We start from the raw sequence: 19,273 nt of genomic DNA on the forward strand, positions 1-19,273 counted from the left end.
TTTATGTTTTGTCATAGTAGACCTCATTTCTAACTCAAACGTCTCACACTTAATTCCACCATAAAAATCCGTTTTAGACTAATTTCCACTTTGGTTGGGCAAGTGGAAGTTACTTTGAGAAATTAGCAGGCATGATTTAGGATAAAATATTCCAGCGTCCTTCTTGCCAGCTTTCTTGAAAAGTAGTATAATTATTGCATGCGCAATCATCTTGTGATACAAAGACTGTCCGTGAATGGACCTTCTTCTATTTTATAACTCTAAAAAGAAAGGAGATACTATGACCTATTTGGAAAAATGGTTTGATTTCAATCGGCGTCAGAAAGAAATTGAAAGTCTCTTGGAAGAGACAATTGCTCAGCAGAGCGAGCAAAGTCTGACCTTGAAAGAGTTCTACCTGCTCTACTATCTGGACTTGGCTCAAGAAAAATCTCTACGCCAGATTGACCTGCCAGATAAGCTTCATCTGAGCCCGAGCGCTGTTTCTCGGATGGTGGCTCGCTTGGAAGCCAAAAATTGCGGTCTACTTAGTCGCAGGTGTTGTGATCAAGATAGACGCTCTAGTTTTATCTGCCTGACAGGTGATGGGCAAAAGACACTGGCCTCTCTACAGAAAGCTGTCGAAGAAAGCTTGGAAACTGGTTTAGATTTCTTGATTTAAGATGATTTTAGAAAAAAAGTTGCGTGCGCAATCATTTTTCTTGACATTCTCTTTTACAAGGAGTAAAATAAAGTCATCATTAAACAAAGGAGTTTTTAAAATGATTGAAATTACCTATCTAGATGCCAGCAAGAACGAAAGAACTGTAACTTTCGAATCTTATGAAGACTTTGATCGTTCACAACAAGCTTGTCTTATCGGCGTCGCAGACTACTACCCTGTCCAAAAATTAACTTACAACGGTCATGATTTGGACTATCATGGGACTTATGGAGATGTCTTCTTCTATCTCATGAAACAAGATTTAAGCCAATATAACTAAAAAAGGAGAAATACAATGGCAAAAGCAATTACAGATGCAACATTCGAACAAGAAACAAAAGACGGTTTGGTCTTGGTAGACTTCTGGGCAACTTGGTGTGGTCCATGTCGTATGCAAGGTCCAATCTTGGATAAATTGTCTGAAGAACTTTCAGAAGATGTCTTGAAAATCGTTAAAATGGACGTTGATGAAAATCCAAACACAGCTCGTGCTTTTGGAATTATGTCTATCCCAACTCTTCTCTTCAAAAAAGACGGCCAAGTTGTCAAACAAGTTGCTGGTGTACACACAGCAGAACAAATCAAGGCCATCGTTGCTGAATTGAGCTAATCACACTAGAGACCAAGTACTTGCTTTGGTCTCTTTTTTCTTTCCCTTTGCCATTTTTCAAAAAATATGCTAGACTGTAGTTAGAATATTACGATGTTTGGGACATGCCATCGCTAAAAAAAACCTCTACTTGGTATTTTTTAGCTCCCTCAAGGGAGCTTTTTGCGTGCTCTAAACATTTCCCATTTTGGAAGGAGTACTATGAAACGTCAATCAGCCTTGGTCGTCTTTAGTGGCGGTCAAGATTCTACAACCTGCCTCTTTTGGGCTAAAGAACACTATGAAACGGTTGAAGCCATCACCTTTGCCTACGGTCAACGCCATCACCTCGAAATTCAAGTTGCTAGAGAAATCGCTAAGGAACAGGGGATTCGTCATCACATCCTAGATATGTCTCTGCTGGGGCAAATCACTGAAAATGCCCTGACCTCTGATCTGGAAATTGAGCAAAAAGAGGGAGAGGTTCCCAATACCTTTGTTGACGGTCGCAACCACCTCTTTCTATCCTTTGCGGCAGTCCTTGCTAAGCAACGTGGCATTAAAGATATCGTGACAGGTGTCTGCGAGACAGACTTCTCAGGCTACCCTGACTGCCGGGATGTCTTTGTCAAATCTCTTAATGTTACCCTCAACCTTGCTATGGATTACGACTTTGTTATCCAAACACCTCTCATGTGGCTAGACAAGGCTGAAACTTGGGAGTTAGCTGACCAACTCGGTGCCTTCGACTATGTTCGTGAAAAAACTTTAACCTGCTACAACGGGATTATCGGAAGTGGCTGTGGAGATTGTCCAGCCTGCCACCTACGTCAACATGGTTTAGATGTTTATCTCTCACAGAAAGGAAAGGCCTAATGTTTTTTGCACCCAAAGAAATCAAACAGGAAACTGGAGAGTCTCTTGTCTACAATCCTCACAGAACCTTGGTATCAAAAGAGTTCACCTTCGATGCTGCCCACCACCTCTTTCACTATGAGGGAAAATGCAAATCCCTGCACGGCCACACCTATCATTTGCAGATTGCTGTCAGTGGATTTTTAGATGAACGTGGCATGACCTACGATTTCGGAGACATCAAAGCTATCTACAAAAACTACTTAGAACCCCACTTAGATCATCGCTATCTCAATGAAACCCTGCCCTATATGAATACAACCGCTGAAAATATGGTTTACTGGATTTTCCAAACCATGAATCAAGAGTTACCAGATGAACGAGGTCTTCGTTTAGAATACGTTCGCCTCTATGAAACTCCTACTGCCTTTGCAGAGTTTAGACGGGAGTGGTTAGATGACTAGGGAACGTGTCCTCAAACTACCAGTTTTGGAAATTTTTGGTCCTACCTTTCAAGGTGAAGGCCGTGCTATTGGGCAGAAAACCATGTTTGTCCGCACTGCTGGTTGCGACTACCACTGCGACTGGTGCGACTCTGCCTTTACTTGGGATGGCTCTGAAAAACCAACTCGTATGACAGCTGACGAGGTTATTGCTGCCTTGGATAAATTAGGGAGCTACGACTACGTCACCCTATCTGGGGGAAATCCTGCTATCCTAGCAGCCAACATGGCTGAGCTAGTAACCAAGCTCAAGGAACGCGGTGTCACTCTGGCTGTTGAAACCCAAGGTTCTCGCTGGCAAAATTGGTTAAAAGACATTGACCAAGTCACCCTGAGTCCCAAACCTCCTTCATCAAAAATGGAAGTCAACTTTGAGACCTTGGACTTTATCGTTTCCCAATTGGATCCAGACAAGGTCACCTTTAAAATTCCAGTCTTTGATGATGCCGATTTGGCCTTTGCCAAAGGCATCCAAGAGCGCTATCAACCAGATGTTCTCTTCTTATCAGCTGGAAATCCTGAGCCAAAAGCTACAGGTAATATTGTCCAAGACCAACTGGACCGTCTCAAAGAACTCTGGGAACGCGTCGCTGCTGACGATAGCTGGGGCAATGTCCGCGTCCTTCCTCAACTCCATACCCTCCTCTACGACAACCAACGTGGTGTTTAAAATTAGAAAGAAAAAATCATGTCACAACAAGAAGAAATGAAAAACCTCAGCCTACTAGGCAACAAAGAAACCAACTACATTTTCGAGTATCAACCAGAAGTCCTCGAATCCTTTGACAATCGTCATGTGGAAAATGACTATTTCATCAAATTTAACTGTCCTGAATTTACCTCACTTTGCCCAATCACTGCTCAGCCAGACTTTGCGACTATCTATATTTCCTACATCCCTGACAAGCTCTGTGTGGAGTCAAAATCCCTCAAACTCTACCTCTTTAGCTACCGAAATCATGGAGATTTCCACGAAAACTGTATCAACACCATCGGGAAAGACTTGGTCAACTTGCTAGACCCTCGCTATTTAGAAGTCTGGGGAAAATTCACTCCTCGCGGTGGCATCTCAATTGACCCCTACTACAACTACGGTAAGCCTGGAACTAAGTATGAAGGCTTGGCAGAACAACGCCTATTCCAACACGACCTTTATCCAGAGAAAATTGATAACCGTTAAACTCATACGAAAAAGCCCTGTTCCTCAAAATGAGGAGCAAGGCTTTTTGAATTTCAATTATTCTTCTGTCCCAAGGAAGTTTTTAGCAACAAGGGCTGCAAGAATCCCACCAACGATTGGAGCAAGGATGAAAATCCATACTTGTTGAAGGGCTGAGCCACCTACCAAGACAGCTGGTGCCAAGCTACGAGCTGGGTTTACTGAAAGTCCAGTAATGTTCAATCCCACAAGGATCATGGCCATCAAGGACAAACCGATTACCAAACCAGCAATCGCGCCATTTCCTTTGCTTTCTGAAGTCACGGTCATGATAACCAAGACAAACAAGAAGGTTGCGATTGTTTCAAACAAGAAACCACCAAAGACAGTGACACCGTTTGCCAAGGCATTTTCACCAAGACTAGTAGTTGACATCCCTGAGTTCGCCAAGAGGAAGAATAGCGCAGCTGATGCAAGGAAAGCTCCAACTACTTGCCCAAGGATGTAGTTAACAAGCTCCGAAGATGACAAACGTTTGTTTACAAACATAGCGATCGAAACCGCTGGGTTCAAGTGAGCACCTGAAACAGTTCCGATTGAGTAAGCAGCAACCACGATTGCCAGACCAAAGGCAAAGGCGATTCCAAGGTGACCTAAGCCATCAAGACCATTTCCAAAAACAACAGCTCCTGTCCCAATGAACACAAGCATGAAAGTACCGATTAATTCAGCAACAAATTTTTTCATTTTCTTTCTCCTTTTTTCAAAAACTAGATACTAGTCTATCAAAAGTAGGAAAGGGTTTCAAGAAAATTGATTGGAAATTTCAGGTTAAAATTCTGTAAAAACGGTAGTGTTTATTTGAAACATTTTTTTCAAAGGTGTATACTAATAGCGTAGTTTTGATAGGGGTTACAAAACCCATTATAAAAGCTCATTTGTAAACCTTTGCTGTTCTTTTATGAACGTTTGAATGGTATCGTGAATACCAAGGAGGAATCATATGTCTAAAGTTGCTATTGTCACAGGTGCAGGTCAAGGAATCGGTTTTGCAATTGCGAAACGATTGGTTCAAGATGGCTTTAAGGTAGGAGTCTTAGACTACAATCCCGAAACAGCCGAAAAGGCTGTTGCCGAATTATCAGCTGAAAATGCCTTTGCTGTCGTAGCTGATGTTTCGAAACAGGCAGAAGTTGCCCAAGCATTTCAAAAAGTTGTTGACCATTTTGGTGATTTGAATGTTGTCGTAAATAATGCTGGTGTTGCTCCAACTACTCCTCTTGATACAATTACTGAGGAACAATTTACACGTACTTTCGGTATCAACGTTGGTGGTGTCATTTGGGGGTCACAAGCTGCACAAGCGCAATTTAAAGCACTTGGCCACGGAGGTAAAATTATCAACGCAACTTCTCAAGCTGGTGTAGTCGGTAATCCAAATCTAACTGTTTATGGTGGAACCAAATTTGCTGTTCGCGGAATTACGCAAACATTAGCCCGTGATTTAGCAGACTCAGGTATCACTGTTAACGCCTACGCACCAGGTATTGTTAAAACACCAATGATGTACGATATCGCTCATGAAGTTGGTAAAAATGCAGGAAAAGATGACGAGTGGGGTATGCAGACATTTGCAAAAGATATTACCTTAAAACGGCTGTCTGAACCAGAAGATGTGGCTGCTGCCGTCAGCTTCCTAGCAGGACCAGATTCAAACTACATTACCGGACAAACCATTATCGTTGATGGTGGTATGCAATTCCATTAAGATACACAAAAAGAGGTTGAAAAATGATTCAACCTCTTTTGTTAGTTTTCATTATTAGTTAGGAGGATACAATAGAAACTCTTTCAAAAAGTAATATTAGCTTGTCCTTAGTATTGAAAAGATTGAATAGCTTGTTTCAAATCATCTTGTAAACTATTTCTCTGGTCAAGTTGAGCATAGACTTCCAACAGACAGGATCTGAAGTTGGAAAATTTATAAAAATCTTCCCTTTCTTCTATCGGAAAGTCAACAGCTTTTATCCAAGAAGCTACTTGCTCTTGCTCCAACTTCCCTTGTAAAATAGGTTCATAGATCACTCTGGCTAAACGCCAATCCTCATCATCTGTAAAGCGAATCGAAATTCTTTTAAATAGTTGGCCAAGTATATCAAATACTTCATGAACTCTGTTTTTAGGAAAGTCTGGATGACAAACCACCTCTGTCAGTAAATCGGCTCCATGTGCAAAAGCATGAACCCAACCATACTGACTTGAAAAACCCGTTGTATCCTTTTCTTTTGAAAGATAGTACAAACCTTGATTTAAAAGGACATTGCGAATTTCTGCTTTTAATCCCTGATAAAAAACCGATTGCTGGTTGGCGTCCGCCGACAAGAGATTTGCATAAATAAGCGCCCTAAAAGAACGTTCGAGTGTTGGCAGGCCTATCTTATCAATCTCTTTGTCTAGTCCTCCATCAGCTGAGACCACATCAGCAATGAAATGAAATTGTTCCTGTGTAAATAGCTCTTCCTGAATCCCTCTAGCAAAGCTTGTAAAAACAAGGTCATCACGAATTTCTGGAGAAGGATCTCCCAAATGATCAAGCAACCACTGGATTTCTTCCTCATGATAACTTGGTCTTTCTTCAGATATTTTTCTGAGTAACTCTTGATACATGGTCAATACCTCTACATTTCTAGCAACTTGATATAATCTAGACCCCATTTCTCGACAGCATCTAAAACAACTCTGAATTCCTGCCCCATTTCAGTTAAGCTGTACTCAACTCGTGGTGGAACTTCGGCATAGACCTTTCGTTGAACAATCTTATCCTTTTCTAATTGACGGAGATGACGGGTCAAAATAGTTTGAGTAATCCCAGGCAATAATCTCTGCAATTCTTTAAATCGTTTGGTACCCGTACTCAACTGATAAATGATTACCAGTGCCCATTTCCCCGTTAAAACCCTCTGCGTTGTTGCAAATGGACAAATACCATACTCACTCACTTTATTTGTCATAAAATATCTTCTTTCTATTTTTAAAAAAATTTATCTTTTAGTATCAATAAAAGTACTACTTTTGATACTAGCTATCAAAAAAGTGTCTACTTGTTTTTTTGTTTGTAACTGTTACAATTATATCATAAAAAAGAAATGGAGAATAGATATGTCAACAAACTTAGAAATTTTCAATGCTTATAACCAAGCTTTAATTGCTGGTGACTTTCCTAGTGTCTTTGAAACGATGGCAGACGATATTGTCTGGCATCAACCTGGTAATCATAGTATATCTGGTTCAGTTGTTGGTAAGGACAAGCTAGGAACTCACCTGGCTACATTTGCTGAGAAAACTAATGGAACCTTTAAGGTGATAACAAATTGGGTTTCTGACAATAAGGATTTAATCGCAGCCAATGTTACTTTTCTTGGAACACGAGCTGATGGTACTGAACTCAATATGAACGGGATTGACCTCTTCCGTATTGAAGACGGAAAAATCAAAGAAGTGTGGCTCTTCTCTTCAGATCAAGCTGAAGAAGATAGCTTTTGGGGATAATTTAAGAGGCCAGGACAAAAAATTTTGATTTTAGAAATTCTTTATTATAAATTTTTAAAATCGATAGATTAGAAAAAAAAGCGAACAAGACAGAATTCTGAGTGTCAGATAACTCGTTTTGTTCGTTTTTTATATTTAAGGTTAAACTTTTGTCCCAGACTCTTTTAATTTACTCTCCCAACTGGACGCTGTAGGCGATAATCTGGTCAACTGTGTCTGACAAGAATTGGATAGTATCATGAAGTGGTTTATCTGTAGAGATATCTGCTCCGATAATCATAGCTGACTCAAGTGGTGTCTTGCTGCCACCTGATTTGAGGAGGTTGAGCCAGTCTTCGGCTCCAGTTTCTGAATTTTTCAGATGGAGGTAACCCGCAGTCGAGATAACAAGACCAGCAGAGTAAGTGTAGCTATACAAGCCCATGTAGTAGTGAGCTTGGCGCATCCAAGTCAGAGCCGCATCGTCGTCAATTTCAATGGCACCTCCCCAGAAGTCTGTCAAGACTTCCTTCATAATACTATTAAGCTTGCTTGCTCCAAATGTTTCTCCCTCTTCAATCAGTGTATAAACCTTGCGCTGGAAGGCTGCTTCCAAGAGGTGGGTAATGAAATTATGGAAGTAGGTATCTGTCAAGCGGTGGGCAAGAGCGAAGCGTTTTTGACGCGGATCGTCAGACTGGTGTTCCAAGTAATCACTTAAAAGCAATTCATTGAAGGTTGACGGCGCTTCGACATAGTAAGTAGACATGTGGGCGTTGAAGTAACTTTGGTGATTGTCTGAAAAGATGAATTGACCAGAATGCCCAATTTCATGAATCAGGGTATAGACATCGCTCAAACGACCTGTCCAACTCATGAGGACATAAGGGTGCACGCGATATGGATCCGCCGCATAACCACCAGAATCCTTACCACTATTGGCAGCAAAGTCCACCCAGCGCTCTTCTTGATAGCGAGCAACTTCCTGACAATATTCTTGTCCCAAAGGTTCTACTGACTTCATGACCAAATCATAAGCGTCGTCAATAGTCACTTGAGGATTAAGGGCGCTGTCCAAGTCCAATTTCCAGTCTGCAAAGGTCATCTTTTCAAGACCATTAACCTTGGCAACATGCTTGAGGTATCTCTGAGCAACCGGCGCAAAATCCTTCATGATGAGGTCAATCTGGCGGTCAAACATAGCACGGTCCACTTCCTGCTCAGCTAGAAGATAATCAAAAACTGAGTCGTAGCCCTTCATATCTGCCAAGAGTTTTTCAGACTTGACTTGGGCTAGATAGGCTGCTGCAGCTGTATTTTGGTGCTTGCGAAGACCTTCTGAGAAGGAACGGAAAGATTTCTCACGGACCTCAGCATCCTCGTGGTTTTGGTAGAAATTTTCATAGGTAACAAAGCTGTTTTTGTAGATCTTACCATGAGCTTCAAAGTCAGCCATTTCAAAGTCCCCAGCTCGCATCTTAGTATAAATATCCTGCGGACTATAGAAAACTTCTCCTAGATTGGTCAAGGCCTTCTCCACATCAGCCCCTAGATAGTGGGCTTTTTTGATTTTGGCCTGACGAATAGCTGCCGTCAAGTGGGGCAATTCACCCAAACGGTTCAAGACCTCCTCGTCTGCTGCCACTAAGGCATCGTCAAAGAAGGTAAGTGCTACGCTGGCATCTGTTTCAAATTCCATCCCAGCTTGGGCAATATTGGCAAATTCATCATTGCTATAGTCTGTCGTCTGAGGCATAAAACCATAGTTGCCAATATGACTCATCTGAATGTAGATTTGTTCCAATTCCGCAAAGGCCTTCTCAAAATCCTCAAAAGTATGAAGCTTGCCCTTGTAATCACGGCTAAATTGATTGATGTCTTCGCGAGCTTTCTCGATTGCACGCAAGAAATCCTCACGGTCTTGGTATAGGGCTGTTAAATCCCAAAGTTCCTTCTCTGGAAATTCTGAACGGTGTTTTTGTTCCATTTTCTTCCTCTTATTTCTCTAATTCTAATAAAACACTAAGGGCTGATAAAGCGTAAAGTGGTGCTGTTTCTGCTCGTAGGATACGAGGACCAAGACCTGCCAAGACTGCTCCTTTAGCTTCAAAACTTTCTATTTCCGCAGGTGACAGGCCGCCTTCTGGACCAAAGATAAAGAGCAATTTGGCTCCCTTCTCGAGTCTAGTAACTGCTTGTAAAAGAGCAGCGCTTTCTCCTTCTTTAGCTGATTCTTCATAGGCCACTACGATAGAGTCAAATTGGTCCAGTTGAGCTAGGAAGTCTGATTTTTTCTCGAAAAGCTTGATACTTGGAACAACATTACGCTTACTTTGCTCGGCCGCTCCAAGGGCAATTTTTTCTAGTTTTTCGACCTTTTTTCCCAATTTCTTGCCATCCCATTTGGCGACCGACCAATCGGCAGGAAAGGCCCAGATTCGGCTGGCACCCAGTTCGGTTACTTTTTGAGTAATGAACTCCAGCTTGTCTCCCTTAGGAAAGCCGGATGCAATGGTCACTTGAACTGGTAGTTCCACATTGTCAGCTAGTTCTTCTACCAATTCAAACTGACGAGCTTCCACATCCAGCACACGCGCCAAACGTTTAATTCCATCATCAAAGACTAAGGTCACCTCATCATCTTCTTTCAAGCGCATAACCTGAAACATATGCTTGCTGGTTTCCTTGTCCTCGATGGTGACAGGAGAGACTGCACTCCCCTTGACAAAATACTGCTGCATGCTAGCCTCCAATCACACCTGAAATATCCTTGGTTTTCTTAAAGACACAGGCATTCCATTCCCCTTGAACCATGTGAGTTTCGAGGAAAAATCCAGCTGACTCAGCCGACTCGCGCACCATGTCCCACTTGTCCTTGATAATGCCACTCATGATGAGGTAGCCTTCATCCTTGACCAAGCGGTAAGCATCATCCGTCAAATGAATGAGAATATCCGCCAAGATATTAGCCACAATCACATCTGCCTCAATCTCAACTCCCTTAAGCAAGTCTCCTGCTGCTACATGAATGTTTTCCATACCAGGGTTGAGCTCAATATTTTCCTGAGCAACACGAACTGCCACATCATCCAGGTCGTAGGCAAAGATTTCCTTGGCACCAAGTAGCGAGCTGGCAATAGAGAGAACCCCTGAACCAGTCCCCACATCTAGCACAGTTTCGCCACCACGAAGAACCTGCTCCAAAGCAAAGAGGCTCATCTTGGTAGTTGGGTGGGTTCCTGTCCCGAAAGCCATACCAGGATCTAGCTTGATAATCTTTTCTTCCGCAGTCGCCTCATAGTCTGTCCACGACGGCACGATAGTCAAATCATGAGTGATACGAGCTGGCTCATAGTATTTCTTCCAGTTGTCTGCCCAGTCTTCCTCAGCCAAGGCAGTCGTCCCCATTTTGACCTCTCCCAAGTCCATAAAATCAGTTAGTTCCGCGAGACGAGCCTGCAAATCTGACTCAACCGTTGCCACATCCACCGTTTCAGGGTAGTAGGCGGTCACCACAATTTCTTCTTGCTGCTCAACCTCTGGGAAAATCTCGCCGAAGCGGTCAACATTTCCCACATAGTCCATACTGTCTTCGATCGCAACGCCTTGCGCTCCCAGCTCGATCAAGAGGTTGGAAACCAATTCCTCTCCCTCACGCTTGACTGTAACTTTTAACTCTTGCCATGTTTCCATATTTAAGATACCAAGCCCGTAAAACACAAAGCCAAAATAGAAACTTCTCTGAAGACGCTTGTGTCTAAGAGAAGTTTATCTTTTTGGCACCGTGTTTAGGGCGGGTTCAGTTTAGAAATGTAACTGAACCATCCTTTCTAATCACTTACTTTTAAATAATCTTTTAATCTCTCTTGCAACTGAGGTACAACTTGACTGGAACTAAGAAACTCCTCAACATTCATTAACTGATAACCCTGTCCCTCATCTCCAAATACGATGCTGTCAAACTGGTTCTGTGTTAACTGACCGACTAGAAATACAGATTGTTTATCCGCAAAAAGCATACTTGGATAAACCTTACTCCAAAGCAGACAATCCTCAGTCAAATGAATTTCCAGTTCTTCATAAACCTCACGCGCCACGCACTCAAAAGGACTTTCATCACCTTCACGTCCACCGCCTGGAAGTTCCCACATATTGGGCCAGGGAATGCTTGCCTTATCATCGCGTAAGATAGTCAAGAGCTTATCCCCACAAAACAAAGCAATCTTACAGCCTGTGAAATCAGAAATCTCTATTTCCATGTCAAACTCCTAGTATCTCGGATAAGGATAAAACTCTCCCTCTTCCAAACCTACTTTTCCTTCTTCAAAGACTTCTTGGTTCCATTCCATGACAAATTCTTCTGCTTCTGGGTCTTCCAAAAAGTCCATAAGCGCATCCAGCCCAACCTCAGCAGTATCTTTGAGGAAAAGGGCAAAATAAGCTAAAAATTCACGGGAAAATCCCTTTTTAGGCAGGTAAGGAATGACAGTCAAATAGTCTTCCTCATTGACTGTTGATTTGGCAGGATTGTAAAAAAGCACTGCTTCTTCAAAGAGAATGTCATCTGACGAAACCTCTCCGTCTTCATCCACCATCTCCACGCCTGCAGAGTTTTGCGCTTCTAATAAAAAACTCACTTCAACCGCGTGGTTGCGCTTGTCCCAACTAATCTCAAAGTCAAAGGGAAAGTTCTTCTCCAACTCTTCCTCTAAAACATCTAAAAATCCATATGTTGCCATTTTGTCCTCTTTCTATGCGACTCTTTAATCGCCCCGATTACTCGGAAATGTGCTAAAATAGATACTACCATCTTACCACATATACATCAGAAAATCCACGTTAGAAAGGACTGCTATGCCAGACAATCTCGCGCTTCGCATGCGCCCTAAAACCATCGACCAGGTCATCGGCCAGGAGCATCTGGTCGGACAAGGAAAAATCATCCGTCGCATGGTGGAAGCCAACCGCTTGTCTTCCATGATTCTATATGGACCTCCGGGAATCGGCAAGACCAGTATTGCCTCTGCCATCGCAGGGACGACCAAGTATGCCTTTCGAACTTTCAATGCGACAGTTGATAGTAAAAAACGACTGCAAGAAATCGCCGAAGAGGCGAAATTTTCTGGTGGCCTCGTCCTATTACTAGACGAAATCCATCGTCTTGACAAGACCAAGCAAGACTTTCTTCTTCCACTCTTGGAAAGTGGACTGGTCATCATGATTGGCGCTACGACTGAAAATCCTTTCTTTTCTGTCACTCCTGCCATTCGTAGCCGTGTTCAAATTTTTGAGTTGGAACCTCTGTCTAACCAAGACGTCAAAGAGGCCCTGCAGATAGCTCTAAGTAACCCTGAGCGTGGTTTTGATTTTCCAGTAGAACTAGATGAGGATGCGCTGGATTTCATTGCTACCTCTACAAACGGAGACCTTCGCTCTGCCTTCAACTCACTGGATTTGGCAGTTCTTTCTACCCCTGAGAATGACAAGGGCATTCGCCATATCACCCTAGACATCATGGAAAATAGCCTGCAGCGGAGCTACATTACCATGGATAAGGACGGAGATGGCCACTATGATGTTCTCTCAGCCCTGCAAAAGTCTATCCGTGGCTCAGATGTGGATGCTAGTCTTCACTATGCTGCCCGCTTGATTGAGGCTGGTGATTTGCCAAGTCTCGCTCGTCGTTTGACTGTTATCGCTTATGAAGATATCGGTTTGGCCAATCCTGAAGCCCAGATTCACACTGTGACTGCTCTGGATGCTGCACAAAGGATTGGTTTCCCAGAAGCCCGCATTCTCATTGCCAATGTCGTGATTGATTTGGCCCTTTCTCCAAAATCCAACTCAGCCTATGTAGCTATGGATAAGGCGCTTGCCGACCTCAAAACATCAGGGCACTTGCCTATTCCGCGACACCTGCGTGATGGGCACTACAGTGGAAGCAAGGAACTGGGGAATGCCCAAGACTATCTCTATCCACACAACTATCCTGGAAATTGGGTCAAGCAAGACTATCTACCAGAAAAAATCCGCAATCATCACTATTTCCAAGCAGAAGATACTGGTAAATATGAACGGGCTTTGGCTCAAAGAAAGGAAGCTATCGACCGTTTGCGAAAAATCTGAAATCCTTTTCAAAAAATTGCACTTTCCTCTTGATTTTTTTTGAAAAAGTGGTATTATATAAACATAGAAACGCTGTGGTGTACGACTTCACACTTAAGTGTTGACCGACTATTTTTTGTATTATTAGGGAAACAAAAGTCTTCTAACAGCATGTAGGCCGTCTCACACGGAAACAGCTTCAGTTAGAGCGAGTTGCCCACCTGCTTAATTGCGCGGGTTCAATACAAACCGTGAAGTTTCGGCACCAATACAGCTTTTTTCTTTGCCTCCTTAGCTCAGCTGGCAGAGCAGCGGACTCTTAATCCGTGGGTCACAGGTTCGATCCCTGTAGGGGGCATCTAAATACAACAGGAAAAGCCTTGATAACCAAGGCTTTTTTGCTTATCTATAACTGATTTGCCTCATCATTTGCCCCACTTTTAAATCTATCTTTTCTTTTTGAACCAAATTACATCTTAACAAATAGTGTAAAGCCAGTTACTTTTGCTTTGATGCCATACAATATTTTCATGTAGAGAAGACAAATTTTATCTTCTCTTTTTATTTTCAAAATAATAAAAACTGATTTTCTTTTCATAAATCAGACTGAAACTTCCAAATTTTCCATTTTGTTTATTGATATTTCCTCTAAAAAGGTGTATAATATTTTTATTATCAAACTATACTATATAGGGGGTATTGAAATGAAATTTTCTAATCGTTTACTGCTATTCCTTGCAGGAGTTGTTTTTGTCCTTTTAGCACTCTTTCTATTTACAGACCCAGTAGCTAATCTTGTTGCTTACAGCTGGTGGATTGCATTTGGTTTACTGGTTGCTTCTATAGCAGCTATTTTAGGCTATTTCTCTGTACCAAAAGTGCTTCGCTCACCAGCTCATCTTTTCCAAGGGATTGTTAATCTTCTCTTGGCTCTTTACCTCGTTGCCTATGGCTTTGTGACGCTACCAGTTGTCATTCCAACTATTTTAGGAATTTGGTTAATTGTAGAAGCCATTATAGCTTTCTTTAAAGGCAATCGTCTGGGATTGATTTTCCCTATTATTGGCAACCATATCATGTGGATAGCGTTGCTTGCATTTTTACTAGGTCTAGTGATTTTGTTCAATCCAGTAGCTACAAGTGTCTTTGTCGTTTATGTCGTTGCCTTTGCATTTTTAATTGTTGGTTTCACCTATATCCTTGATGCCTTTCGTAAATAATCTAGCTGCCATTTTGGGCATATTAAAAAAGCTGGGAAGTTACATTCTCAGCTTTTTATTTGCCTTCTTAGATCAGTCGGTAGAGCAGTAGACTCTTAAGCTATGGGGCGCAGGTTCGAGCCTTGTAGGGGCATCTAAATCAACAGGAAAAATCCTTGGTTGCAAGGCTTTTTTTGACGTCCAATAGCTTTTTGTAGCAAAGTATTTAAAAATAAAAGAGAAGAGAATCTCTCACTCTCTTCTCAGTATATCTTATTAAATTTAGTTTTTCTTAATCTACCTGATTTTCCTTTGCGACGACAAATTCTTTAACCAGTCGATAGATAACAGCAAATACGGGGGTAAAGAATATCATTCCAAGTAGTCCGAAAAGATTCCCTCCAATACTAGCAGCCGCAAGCGTGAAAATAGCTGGCAAACCAATAGACTGACCTACAACTCTAGGATAAATAAGGTTTCCTTCAATCAGCTGTATAACTTGATATAGAAGAAGAGAAAGTAAGGCTTGAGTAGGACTCACTGTGAAGATAAAAATCGCTCCCACAACACAAGCAATCATAGGCCCTACATAAGGAATGAACGATAGCACTCCTGCAAAGATACCTGTCATTACTCCATAGGGTATCCCAAACACGCTGTAACCAACCGCTATCATAACTCCTATGATAACTGCTTCAATCAGCTGACTCATCAAAAATTGGTCATAAGTCTCTAGTGCTACTTGTCCAATGTAAGTCAACTTTATCACCACCTTCTCTGGAAGAAAAACTTTTAGAAGTCGACTCGTCATCGCTGCCAAATGTTCCTTACTGGATAAAAATAAAAAGGTGAAGACTATAATCAAAAAGGCATTCATCAAACTTGAAAAAATATTGCCGATATTACTAGTCAGACCTGATAAAAAACCTATCAAAGCTTGGCTAATAGAACTAGATTGTCCCTGTATGCCTGATACGATAGTTGACAACATGTCTTTGGTTACAAATTCCGAGCTGCCTAGCAATTTCCCAAGTTGAGTAAGGACTGTTGAAAGGACTGTTCCCAGCTGACTAATAGTCTGGGCTAGGGTTGGCAGCACCAAAACCAAAAGAGCAATCACGATTAAGATAAGAGCTAGGAAAACAAGTACCATGGCAATCGGACGACGCAACTCTGCCTTTACCTTCAATTTAACTAAGTACTGTTCAATTTTTTTCATAGGAACATTAAGCACAAAAGCAATAACAGCACCATAAATCAAGGTTGATATTACATCAAAGAGAGAGATTGCTCCTGATATAAAGCTCGATGCATTCAGAATTACAAGAGCAACCAGCCCTATAAAAAGTATTAACGGGGTGTATTTTTTTACTAAGTTCATAAATTCTCCTTAATAAACATGTTTAGATACGACTATACTATTTGGTTTTTCAAACTCTCGATTAAGGTAGGCTTGGTAAGTTCCTGGAGCGATAAATCCTTTGGGTGAGAGGATATCGGTGCCAGCCTGACCGACTATGGTATCAGCCAAGAGCACACAGTTTGTAGATAAGACAAAGTAGGATTTAAACTTAGATTTGATAAATTTATAAAGTTCCCCATCTGTCTCATGTCTGATTTTATAAGCGTAGGTGTAGTCTTCCTTACCATCACCTGTCATGATTTTATCTGCACTTGGCTCCCATGGAATCGTCAGTTGTTTCAATTCAGCCAACTTTTTCTGAACTGCTTTTTCCATTTCAGGCGTCAAATCTATCCCATAACCAAAAAGCGTTTTTTGACTCTCACGTTTACATAGGTCAATGTACTTGTCACGATCACAGAAATATAAGACACCATCTCCTACCATGCCAAATAAGGTCTCAGAAGACGGATCATAGTTGCCATAAGAAATAACACGGCCTTGATAGCAGATATCCACATGACCAATTGCCGAAAACAGAGAGGTCTCAGCTGTATGAACAAAAATTTCAAGCTCCGCTGTCTTACCAGACTTCACTATTCCAAGATGGATATCTTCTTCCTCATCAGCATTTTCCAGCATAAATTTGTTAACTTTTGCTAAAGTTCTTGCAGGGATGAGAGCGGCTAGGACAATAGGTAAGCTAATTCTAATACGACGTTTGAGATGGTTTTTCCCAATTTCCTCCTCAAACAAGAAACCATCACGGATATTGGACACACCATAAAGGAAAAAATAAGCCCCTAATACAAAGAGTTGAAAGACAGAATTTCCTGTAGAGGACAAAAGACTAGTCCCACCAAGAAAAACTAGTACGAGTCCATCTAGTAAGAGACGAAAACGAGGTCGAATTTTGTTTTTGCGGTAGAGAAGATAGGTGACAAGGTTAATACTAGCATGAAAAATCTGATAAACTCCAATCACAAGAGCCAAAATATAAATCGGCACATCCGTCGCAAGATTGGAGCCAAGCAAATATCCCAGCACTAACAATTTAACCAGTGCAACTCCCAAGGTGTCCGTTGACTGACTTTTTTTGAAAATACGTAATACTAAATCTAAGACCGTTGCTATCCAAGCTAAAAACAGAACCAGTCGAATAACCTTTACTGGCAACCAAGTCCCCGTGACCATCAAGATGAGACCTAGCAGAACAAACAAGAACCCCTGAGCAAGTAATTTCTTACCTGTCAGACCTAAAGATAGAATTTTCGCCATATAAAAACCTTTCAACAATAAAAATTAAACACTCCGATTAAACTGACTAGTAAATAGCCAACACTACAAACAGCCTGTGCCAGCAACATATGGTGACTAGAAATGACTGTAGTAATGTCACCATCTTGTCTTATGCACTTCTAAAATTTGTTATATTGATTAGAAACCAGAGCTTATAAAAACTAGCTAAACTCGAGAGATAGACACAATTGCGACGAAAAAATGTATAACCAATTCAACTTGTTAAGGTAAGAAAGCATTATTTCCAATCTATTAATTATTCATCTATTACCTATTATGACACAATATTCCCTATAGTTCAACTTTTTACTTGTTTTTATATTACACGGACTAAAAAGTTTTCAACAGTTGATTGCATTTGTTTTAATAAGTTTTAACCTTTCTTGGTTAGATAAAAAAAGAACCATACAGTTTAGAATCTGTATGGTTTTTGCCCCACTTTTGTCCCATTTTTAAATCATGACATTGAAAATACCTAAAATCACTTATATTTCAATATTTTTAATTGCTCTCAATATGAAAGTCCTTTCCAAATCCCTGTAGGGGGCATCTAAATACAACAGGAAAAAGCCTTGGAATCAAGGCTTTTTTGTGTAGTCTTAGCACTAAAAAACGATAGAAAAAACACCCCTTCTGAACTGCACCCCAAAAGTTAGACAGAAAAAACCTAACTTTTGTGGCGCAGTTCATTCGCGTCACATGAAGTTATTTAAGCATATCCTTTTCTCTCATTACCATTTTCTGTTATAATAAATTGTACTTCTAGAATAGAAAGGACTTAAGATGACAACTCTTATTAAACATAAACGTGTAGAATTTTCAGAACTTTTTTATGACTTAGTTTTTGTTTTTGCAATTTCAAAAGTAACTACTTTAATTGACCATCTTCATAACGGTATTTTGACTTGGAATTCTTTCCTTGATTTTCTCATTGCTACTTTGTTTCTCATCGATTCCTGGATGATTCAAACCGATTATACCAATCGCTATGGAAAGAACTCTTTATTTAACATAGTAATCATGTTTATCAAAATGGGAATTTTACTCTTTATAGCCAATATGATTGGACCTGATTGGCAACAATATTTTCATTATCTCTGTTGGGCTATTGGTACATTAACCCTTACCTTATTTTTTCAATATTTGGTTGAATTTTTTAGAAAATCAACCGATGATGCTAATCGGGAAAGTATCAAAGGTTTTCTATGGATAACAGGTCTAGGAAGTTTAGGATTCTATCTAGCAGCTCTTCTTCCTATTTACCTTAGAGTCTATATCTTATTTGCTAGTATTCTGCTAACATTTATTATGCCAAGTATCTTGCTTAATAAAGATAAGCATTACCAGGTAAATCTCCCCCATTTAATCGAGCGCATCTCCCTTCTTGTCATTATTATGTTTGGAGAGATGATTACGGAGCTAGCTAACTTCTTTACAATCGAGAATTTCTCGATTTATTCGGTTCTTTATTTCATTATTATGATTTCTCTGTTCTTGTTTTATTTTGGTCAATTCGACCATGCTATTGATGAAAAATCTAATCAAAAGGGGCTATTTCTAATTTACAGTCACTATCCTATTTTCATTGGACTTATGATGATGACTGTATCGATGGGATTTCTTCAGAATCCTGAAGCTAATCGTCTCTTTGCAACCAGCTTCTCTTATATCGGATTTGGCCTCTTTCAAGCTGCTGTCCTAGTAAATGGGCCCCATAACAAACACTATCTTCGCTATTCGAAAAGTTACTACTGTGTCCAAGCGACACTCTATCTGGCTGCCTTGATTCTCTCTTTAATCTTTGCTTCTAATCCTATAATAGTAGTGAGTATAACAACCATTTTAGCTCTAGCTATAGCCATTCATTTTATTTATTTTTATGTGACACAGAATAAAAAATATTCCAAATCTAACTGGGGGTTCTTTTAATG

Annotated in this window: 22 protein-coding genes and 1 tRNA gene; 13 read left to right on the top strand and 10 right to left on the bottom strand. The window is 40.8% G+C overall.

Features of this window, described 5'->3' with window-relative positions; all coding sequences use genetic code 11:
• Positions 1–280 precede the first annotated feature (280 nt).
• From QM818_RS03950 to queF, 7 genes are all read left to right on the top strand, one after another.
• Complete coding sequence (locus tag QM818_RS03950; protein ID WP_045611106.1) at positions 281–661, top strand: MarR family winged helix-turn-helix transcriptional regulator; 381 nt, start codon at positions 281–283, stop codon at positions 659–661.
• 100 nt (positions 662–761) lie between these two features.
• A complete protein-coding gene (locus QM818_RS03955; RefSeq protein ID WP_000570256.1) occupies positions 762–983 on the top strand; it encodes a DUF4649 family protein in 222 nt (73 codons plus the stop codon).
• Positions 984–998: 15 nt separating this feature from the next.
• The gene (gene trxA / locus QM818_RS03960) at positions 999–1,313 is read left to right on the top strand and encodes a thioredoxin (protein ID WP_001029581.1); all 315 of its coding nucleotides are present in this window, start codon (positions 999–1,001) and stop codon (positions 1,311–1,313) included.
• 201 nt (positions 1,314–1,514) lie between these two features.
• Positions 1,515–2,168, top strand: coding sequence for a 7-cyano-7-deazaguanine synthase QueC (gene queC, locus QM818_RS03965; protein WP_261081365.1), 654 nt, complete (start codon positions 1,515–1,517; stop codon positions 2,166–2,168).
• Complete coding sequence (queD, locus tag QM818_RS03970; RefSeq protein WP_000464573.1) at positions 2,168–2,611, top strand: 6-carboxytetrahydropterin synthase QueD; 444 nt, start codon at positions 2,168–2,170, stop codon at positions 2,609–2,611. The genes queC and queD overlap by 1 nt, the downstream gene beginning before the upstream one ends.
• Entirely contained in the window at positions 2,604–3,320 is a 717-nt protein-coding gene (queE, locus tag QM818_RS03975) for a 7-carboxy-7-deazaguanine synthase QueE (RefSeq protein ID WP_084852497.1), read from the top strand. The genes queD and queE overlap by 8 nt, the downstream gene beginning before the upstream one ends.
• An 18-nt stretch (positions 3,321–3,338) precedes the next feature.
• A complete protein-coding gene (gene queF, locus QM818_RS03980; protein ID WP_000082587.1) occupies positions 3,339–3,830 on the top strand; it encodes a preQ(1) synthase in 492 nt (163 codons plus the stop codon).
• 57 nt (positions 3,831–3,887) lie between these two features.
• On the opposite strand, the gene QM818_RS03985 is transcribed toward queF, so the two are convergent.
• Entirely contained in the window at positions 3,888–4,556 is a 669-nt protein-coding gene (locus tag QM818_RS03985; protein WP_000714814.1) for an MIP/aquaporin family protein, read from the bottom strand.
• Between the two features lie 256 nt (positions 4,557–4,812).
• Here QM818_RS03985 and QM818_RS03990 point away from each other — a divergent pair, with 256 nt between their 5' ends.
• Complete coding sequence (locus QM818_RS03990; protein ID WP_000048147.1) at positions 4,813–5,577, top strand: (S)-acetoin forming diacetyl reductase; 765 nt, start codon at positions 4,813–4,815, stop codon at positions 5,575–5,577.
• A gap of 107 nt (positions 5,578–5,684) precedes the next feature.
• Here the strand turns inward: QM818_RS03990 and QM818_RS03995 are convergent, their stop codons facing one another.
• The gene (locus QM818_RS03995; RefSeq protein ID WP_414299943.1) at positions 5,685–6,476 is read right to left on the bottom strand and encodes a DUF2785 domain-containing protein; all 792 of its coding nucleotides are present in this window, start codon (positions 6,474–6,476) and stop codon (positions 5,685–5,687) included.
• Between the two features lie 11 nt (positions 6,477–6,487).
• Positions 6,488–6,820, bottom strand: coding sequence for a winged helix-turn-helix transcriptional regulator (locus QM818_RS04000; protein ID WP_000182730.1), 333 nt, complete (start codon positions 6,818–6,820; stop codon positions 6,488–6,490).
• Between the two features lie 148 nt (positions 6,821–6,968).
• Here QM818_RS04000 and QM818_RS04005 point away from each other — a divergent pair, with 148 nt between their 5' ends.
• Positions 6,969–7,358, top strand: a complete 390-nt coding sequence (locus tag QM818_RS04005) for a nuclear transport factor 2 family protein (RefSeq protein ID WP_261031919.1) — start codon at positions 6,969–6,971, stop codon at positions 7,356–7,358.
• A gap of 169 nt (positions 7,359–7,527) precedes the next feature.
• Here the strand turns inward: QM818_RS04005 and pepF are convergent, their stop codons facing one another.
• From pepF to QM818_RS04030, 5 genes are all read right to left on the bottom strand, one after another.
• Positions 7,528–9,324 (bottom strand): oligoendopeptidase F, encoded by a 1,797-nt coding sequence (pepF, locus tag QM818_RS04010; protein WP_261081363.1) that lies wholly within the window; start codon positions 9,322–9,324, stop codon positions 7,528–7,530.
• A 10-nt stretch (positions 9,325–9,334) separates the two neighbouring features.
• Positions 9,335–10,078 (bottom strand): 16S rRNA (uracil(1498)-N(3))-methyltransferase, encoded by a 744-nt coding sequence (locus QM818_RS04015; protein ID WP_261081362.1) that lies wholly within the window; start codon positions 10,076–10,078, stop codon positions 9,335–9,337.
• 1 nt (position 10,079) lies between these two features.
• On the bottom strand, positions 10,080–11,030 hold the full coding sequence (gene prmA / locus QM818_RS04020; RefSeq protein WP_261081361.1) for a 50S ribosomal protein L11 methyltransferase: 951 nt from the start codon (positions 11,028–11,030) through the stop codon (positions 10,080–10,082).
• 137 nt (positions 11,031–11,167) lie between these two features.
• Positions 11,168–11,596 (bottom strand): NUDIX hydrolase, encoded by a 429-nt coding sequence (locus tag QM818_RS04025; protein WP_061087674.1) that lies wholly within the window; start codon positions 11,594–11,596, stop codon positions 11,168–11,170.
• A 9-nt stretch (positions 11,597–11,605) separates the two neighbouring features.
• Positions 11,606–12,076 carry a DUF3013 family protein gene (locus tag QM818_RS04030; RefSeq protein ID WP_033606236.1) on the bottom strand — a complete coding sequence of 157 codons (471 nt, stop codon included), beginning with the start codon at positions 12,074–12,076 and terminating at the stop codon, positions 11,606–11,608.
• A 115-nt stretch (positions 12,077–12,191) separates the two neighbouring features.
• Between QM818_RS04030 and QM818_RS04035 the strand changes: the two genes are divergently transcribed.
• The 3 genes from QM818_RS04035 (at position 12,192) to QM818_RS04045 (ending at position 14,662) form a co-directional block, all read left to right on the top strand.
• Complete coding sequence (locus QM818_RS04035) at positions 12,192–13,463, top strand: replication-associated recombination protein A (protein WP_033684837.1); 1,272 nt, start codon at positions 12,192–12,194, stop codon at positions 13,461–13,463.
• Between the two features lie 264 nt (positions 13,464–13,727).
• A tRNA-Lys gene (locus QM818_RS04040) sits at positions 13,728–13,800 on the top strand.
• 346 nt (positions 13,801–14,146) lie between these two features.
• Positions 14,147–14,662, top strand: coding sequence for a DUF308 domain-containing protein (locus QM818_RS04045; RefSeq protein ID WP_020900386.1), 516 nt, complete (start codon positions 14,147–14,149; stop codon positions 14,660–14,662).
• A gap of 271 nt (positions 14,663–14,933) precedes the next feature.
• Here the strand turns inward: QM818_RS04045 and QM818_RS04050 are convergent, their stop codons facing one another.
• Together QM818_RS04050 and QM818_RS04055 are read right to left on the bottom strand one after the other, a co-directional pair.
• A complete protein-coding gene (locus QM818_RS04050; protein ID WP_004193676.1) occupies positions 14,934–16,022 on the bottom strand; it encodes an AI-2E family transporter in 1,089 nt (362 codons plus the stop codon).
• 9 nt (positions 16,023–16,031) lie between these two features.
• Entirely contained in the window at positions 16,032–17,321 is a 1,290-nt protein-coding gene (locus tag QM818_RS04055) for a DUF308 domain-containing protein (RefSeq protein ID WP_414299944.1), read from the bottom strand.
• Between the two features lie 804 nt (positions 17,322–18,125).
• On the opposite strand from QM818_RS04055, the gene QM818_RS04060 reads away from it, so the two are divergent.
• Positions 18,126–19,271 carry a low temperature requirement protein A gene (locus QM818_RS04060; protein WP_004256068.1) on the top strand — a complete coding sequence of 382 codons (1,146 nt, stop codon included), beginning with the start codon at positions 18,126–18,128 and terminating at the stop codon, positions 19,269–19,271.
• Positions 19,272–19,273: the final 2 nt, after the last annotated feature.

Source organism: Streptococcus mitis, from assembly GCF_047464035.1.
GTDB lineage: Bacteria > Bacillota > Bacilli > Lactobacillales > Streptococcaceae > Streptococcus > Streptococcus mitis_DX.

What these genes read in the sequence shown, in the direction of transcription:
- QM818_RS03950 (WP_045611106.1), top strand. Translation starts at nt 281, where the DNA reads ATGACCTATTTGGAAAAATGGTTTGATTTCAATCGGCGTCAGAAAGAA.
- QM818_RS03955 (WP_000570256.1), top strand. Translation starts at nt 762, where the DNA reads ATGATTGAAATTACCTATCTAGATGCCAGCAAGAACGAAAGAACTGTA.
- trxA (WP_001029581.1), top strand. Translation starts at nt 999, where the DNA reads ATGGCAAAAGCAATTACAGATGCAACATTCGAACAAGAAACAAAAGAC.
- queC (WP_261081365.1), top strand. Translation starts at nt 1,515, where the DNA reads ATGAAACGTCAATCAGCCTTGGTCGTCTTTAGTGGCGGTCAAGATTCT.
- queD (WP_000464573.1), top strand. Translation starts at nt 2,168, where the DNA reads ATGTTTTTTGCACCCAAAGAAATCAAACAGGAAACTGGAGAGTCTCTT.
- queE (WP_084852497.1), top strand. Translation starts at nt 2,604, where the DNA reads ATGACTAGGGAACGTGTCCTCAAACTACCAGTTTTGGAAATTTTTGGT.
- queF (WP_000082587.1), top strand. Translation starts at nt 3,339, where the DNA reads ATGTCACAACAAGAAGAAATGAAAAACCTCAGCCTACTAGGCAACAAA.
- QM818_RS03985 (WP_000714814.1), bottom strand. Translation starts at nt 4,556, where the DNA reads ATGAAAAAATTTGTTGCTGAATTAATCGGTACTTTCATGCTTGTGTTC.
- QM818_RS03990 (WP_000048147.1), top strand. Translation starts at nt 4,813, where the DNA reads ATGTCTAAAGTTGCTATTGTCACAGGTGCAGGTCAAGGAATCGGTTTT.
- QM818_RS03995 (WP_414299943.1), bottom strand. Translation starts at nt 6,476, where the DNA reads ATGTATCAAGAGTTACTCAGAAAAATATCTGAAGAAAGACCAAGTTAT.
- QM818_RS04000 (WP_000182730.1), bottom strand. Translation starts at nt 6,820, where the DNA reads ATGACAAATAAAGTGAGTGAGTATGGTATTTGTCCATTTGCAACAACG.
- QM818_RS04005 (WP_261031919.1), top strand. Translation starts at nt 6,969, where the DNA reads ATGTCAACAAACTTAGAAATTTTCAATGCTTATAACCAAGCTTTAATT.
- pepF (WP_261081363.1), bottom strand. Translation starts at nt 9,324, where the DNA reads ATGGAACAAAAACACCGTTCAGAATTTCCAGAGAAGGAACTTTGGGAT.
- QM818_RS04015 (WP_261081362.1), bottom strand. Translation starts at nt 10,078, where the DNA reads ATGCAGCAGTATTTTGTCAAGGGGAGTGCAGTCTCTCCTGTCACCATC.
- prmA (WP_261081361.1), bottom strand. Translation starts at nt 11,030, where the DNA reads ATGGAAACATGGCAAGAGTTAAAAGTTACAGTCAAGCGTGAGGGAGAG.
- QM818_RS04025 (WP_061087674.1), bottom strand. Translation starts at nt 11,596, where the DNA reads ATGGAAATAGAGATTTCTGATTTCACAGGCTGTAAGATTGCTTTGTTT.
- QM818_RS04030 (WP_033606236.1), bottom strand. Translation starts at nt 12,076, where the DNA reads ATGGCAACATATGGATTTTTAGATGTTTTAGAGGAAGAGTTGGAGAAG.
- QM818_RS04035 (WP_033684837.1), top strand. Translation starts at nt 12,192, where the DNA reads ATGCCAGACAATCTCGCGCTTCGCATGCGCCCTAAAACCATCGACCAG.
- QM818_RS04045 (WP_020900386.1), top strand. Translation starts at nt 14,147, where the DNA reads ATGAAATTTTCTAATCGTTTACTGCTATTCCTTGCAGGAGTTGTTTTT.
- QM818_RS04050 (WP_004193676.1), bottom strand. Translation starts at nt 16,022, where the DNA reads ATGAACTTAGTAAAAAAATACACCCCGTTAATACTTTTTATAGGGCTG.
- QM818_RS04055 (WP_414299944.1), bottom strand. Translation starts at nt 17,321, where the DNA reads ATGGCGAAAATTCTATCTTTAGGTCTGACAGGTAAGAAATTACTTGCT.
- QM818_RS04060 (WP_004256068.1), top strand. Translation starts at nt 18,126, where the DNA reads ATGACAACTCTTATTAAACATAAACGTGTAGAATTTTCAGAACTTTTT.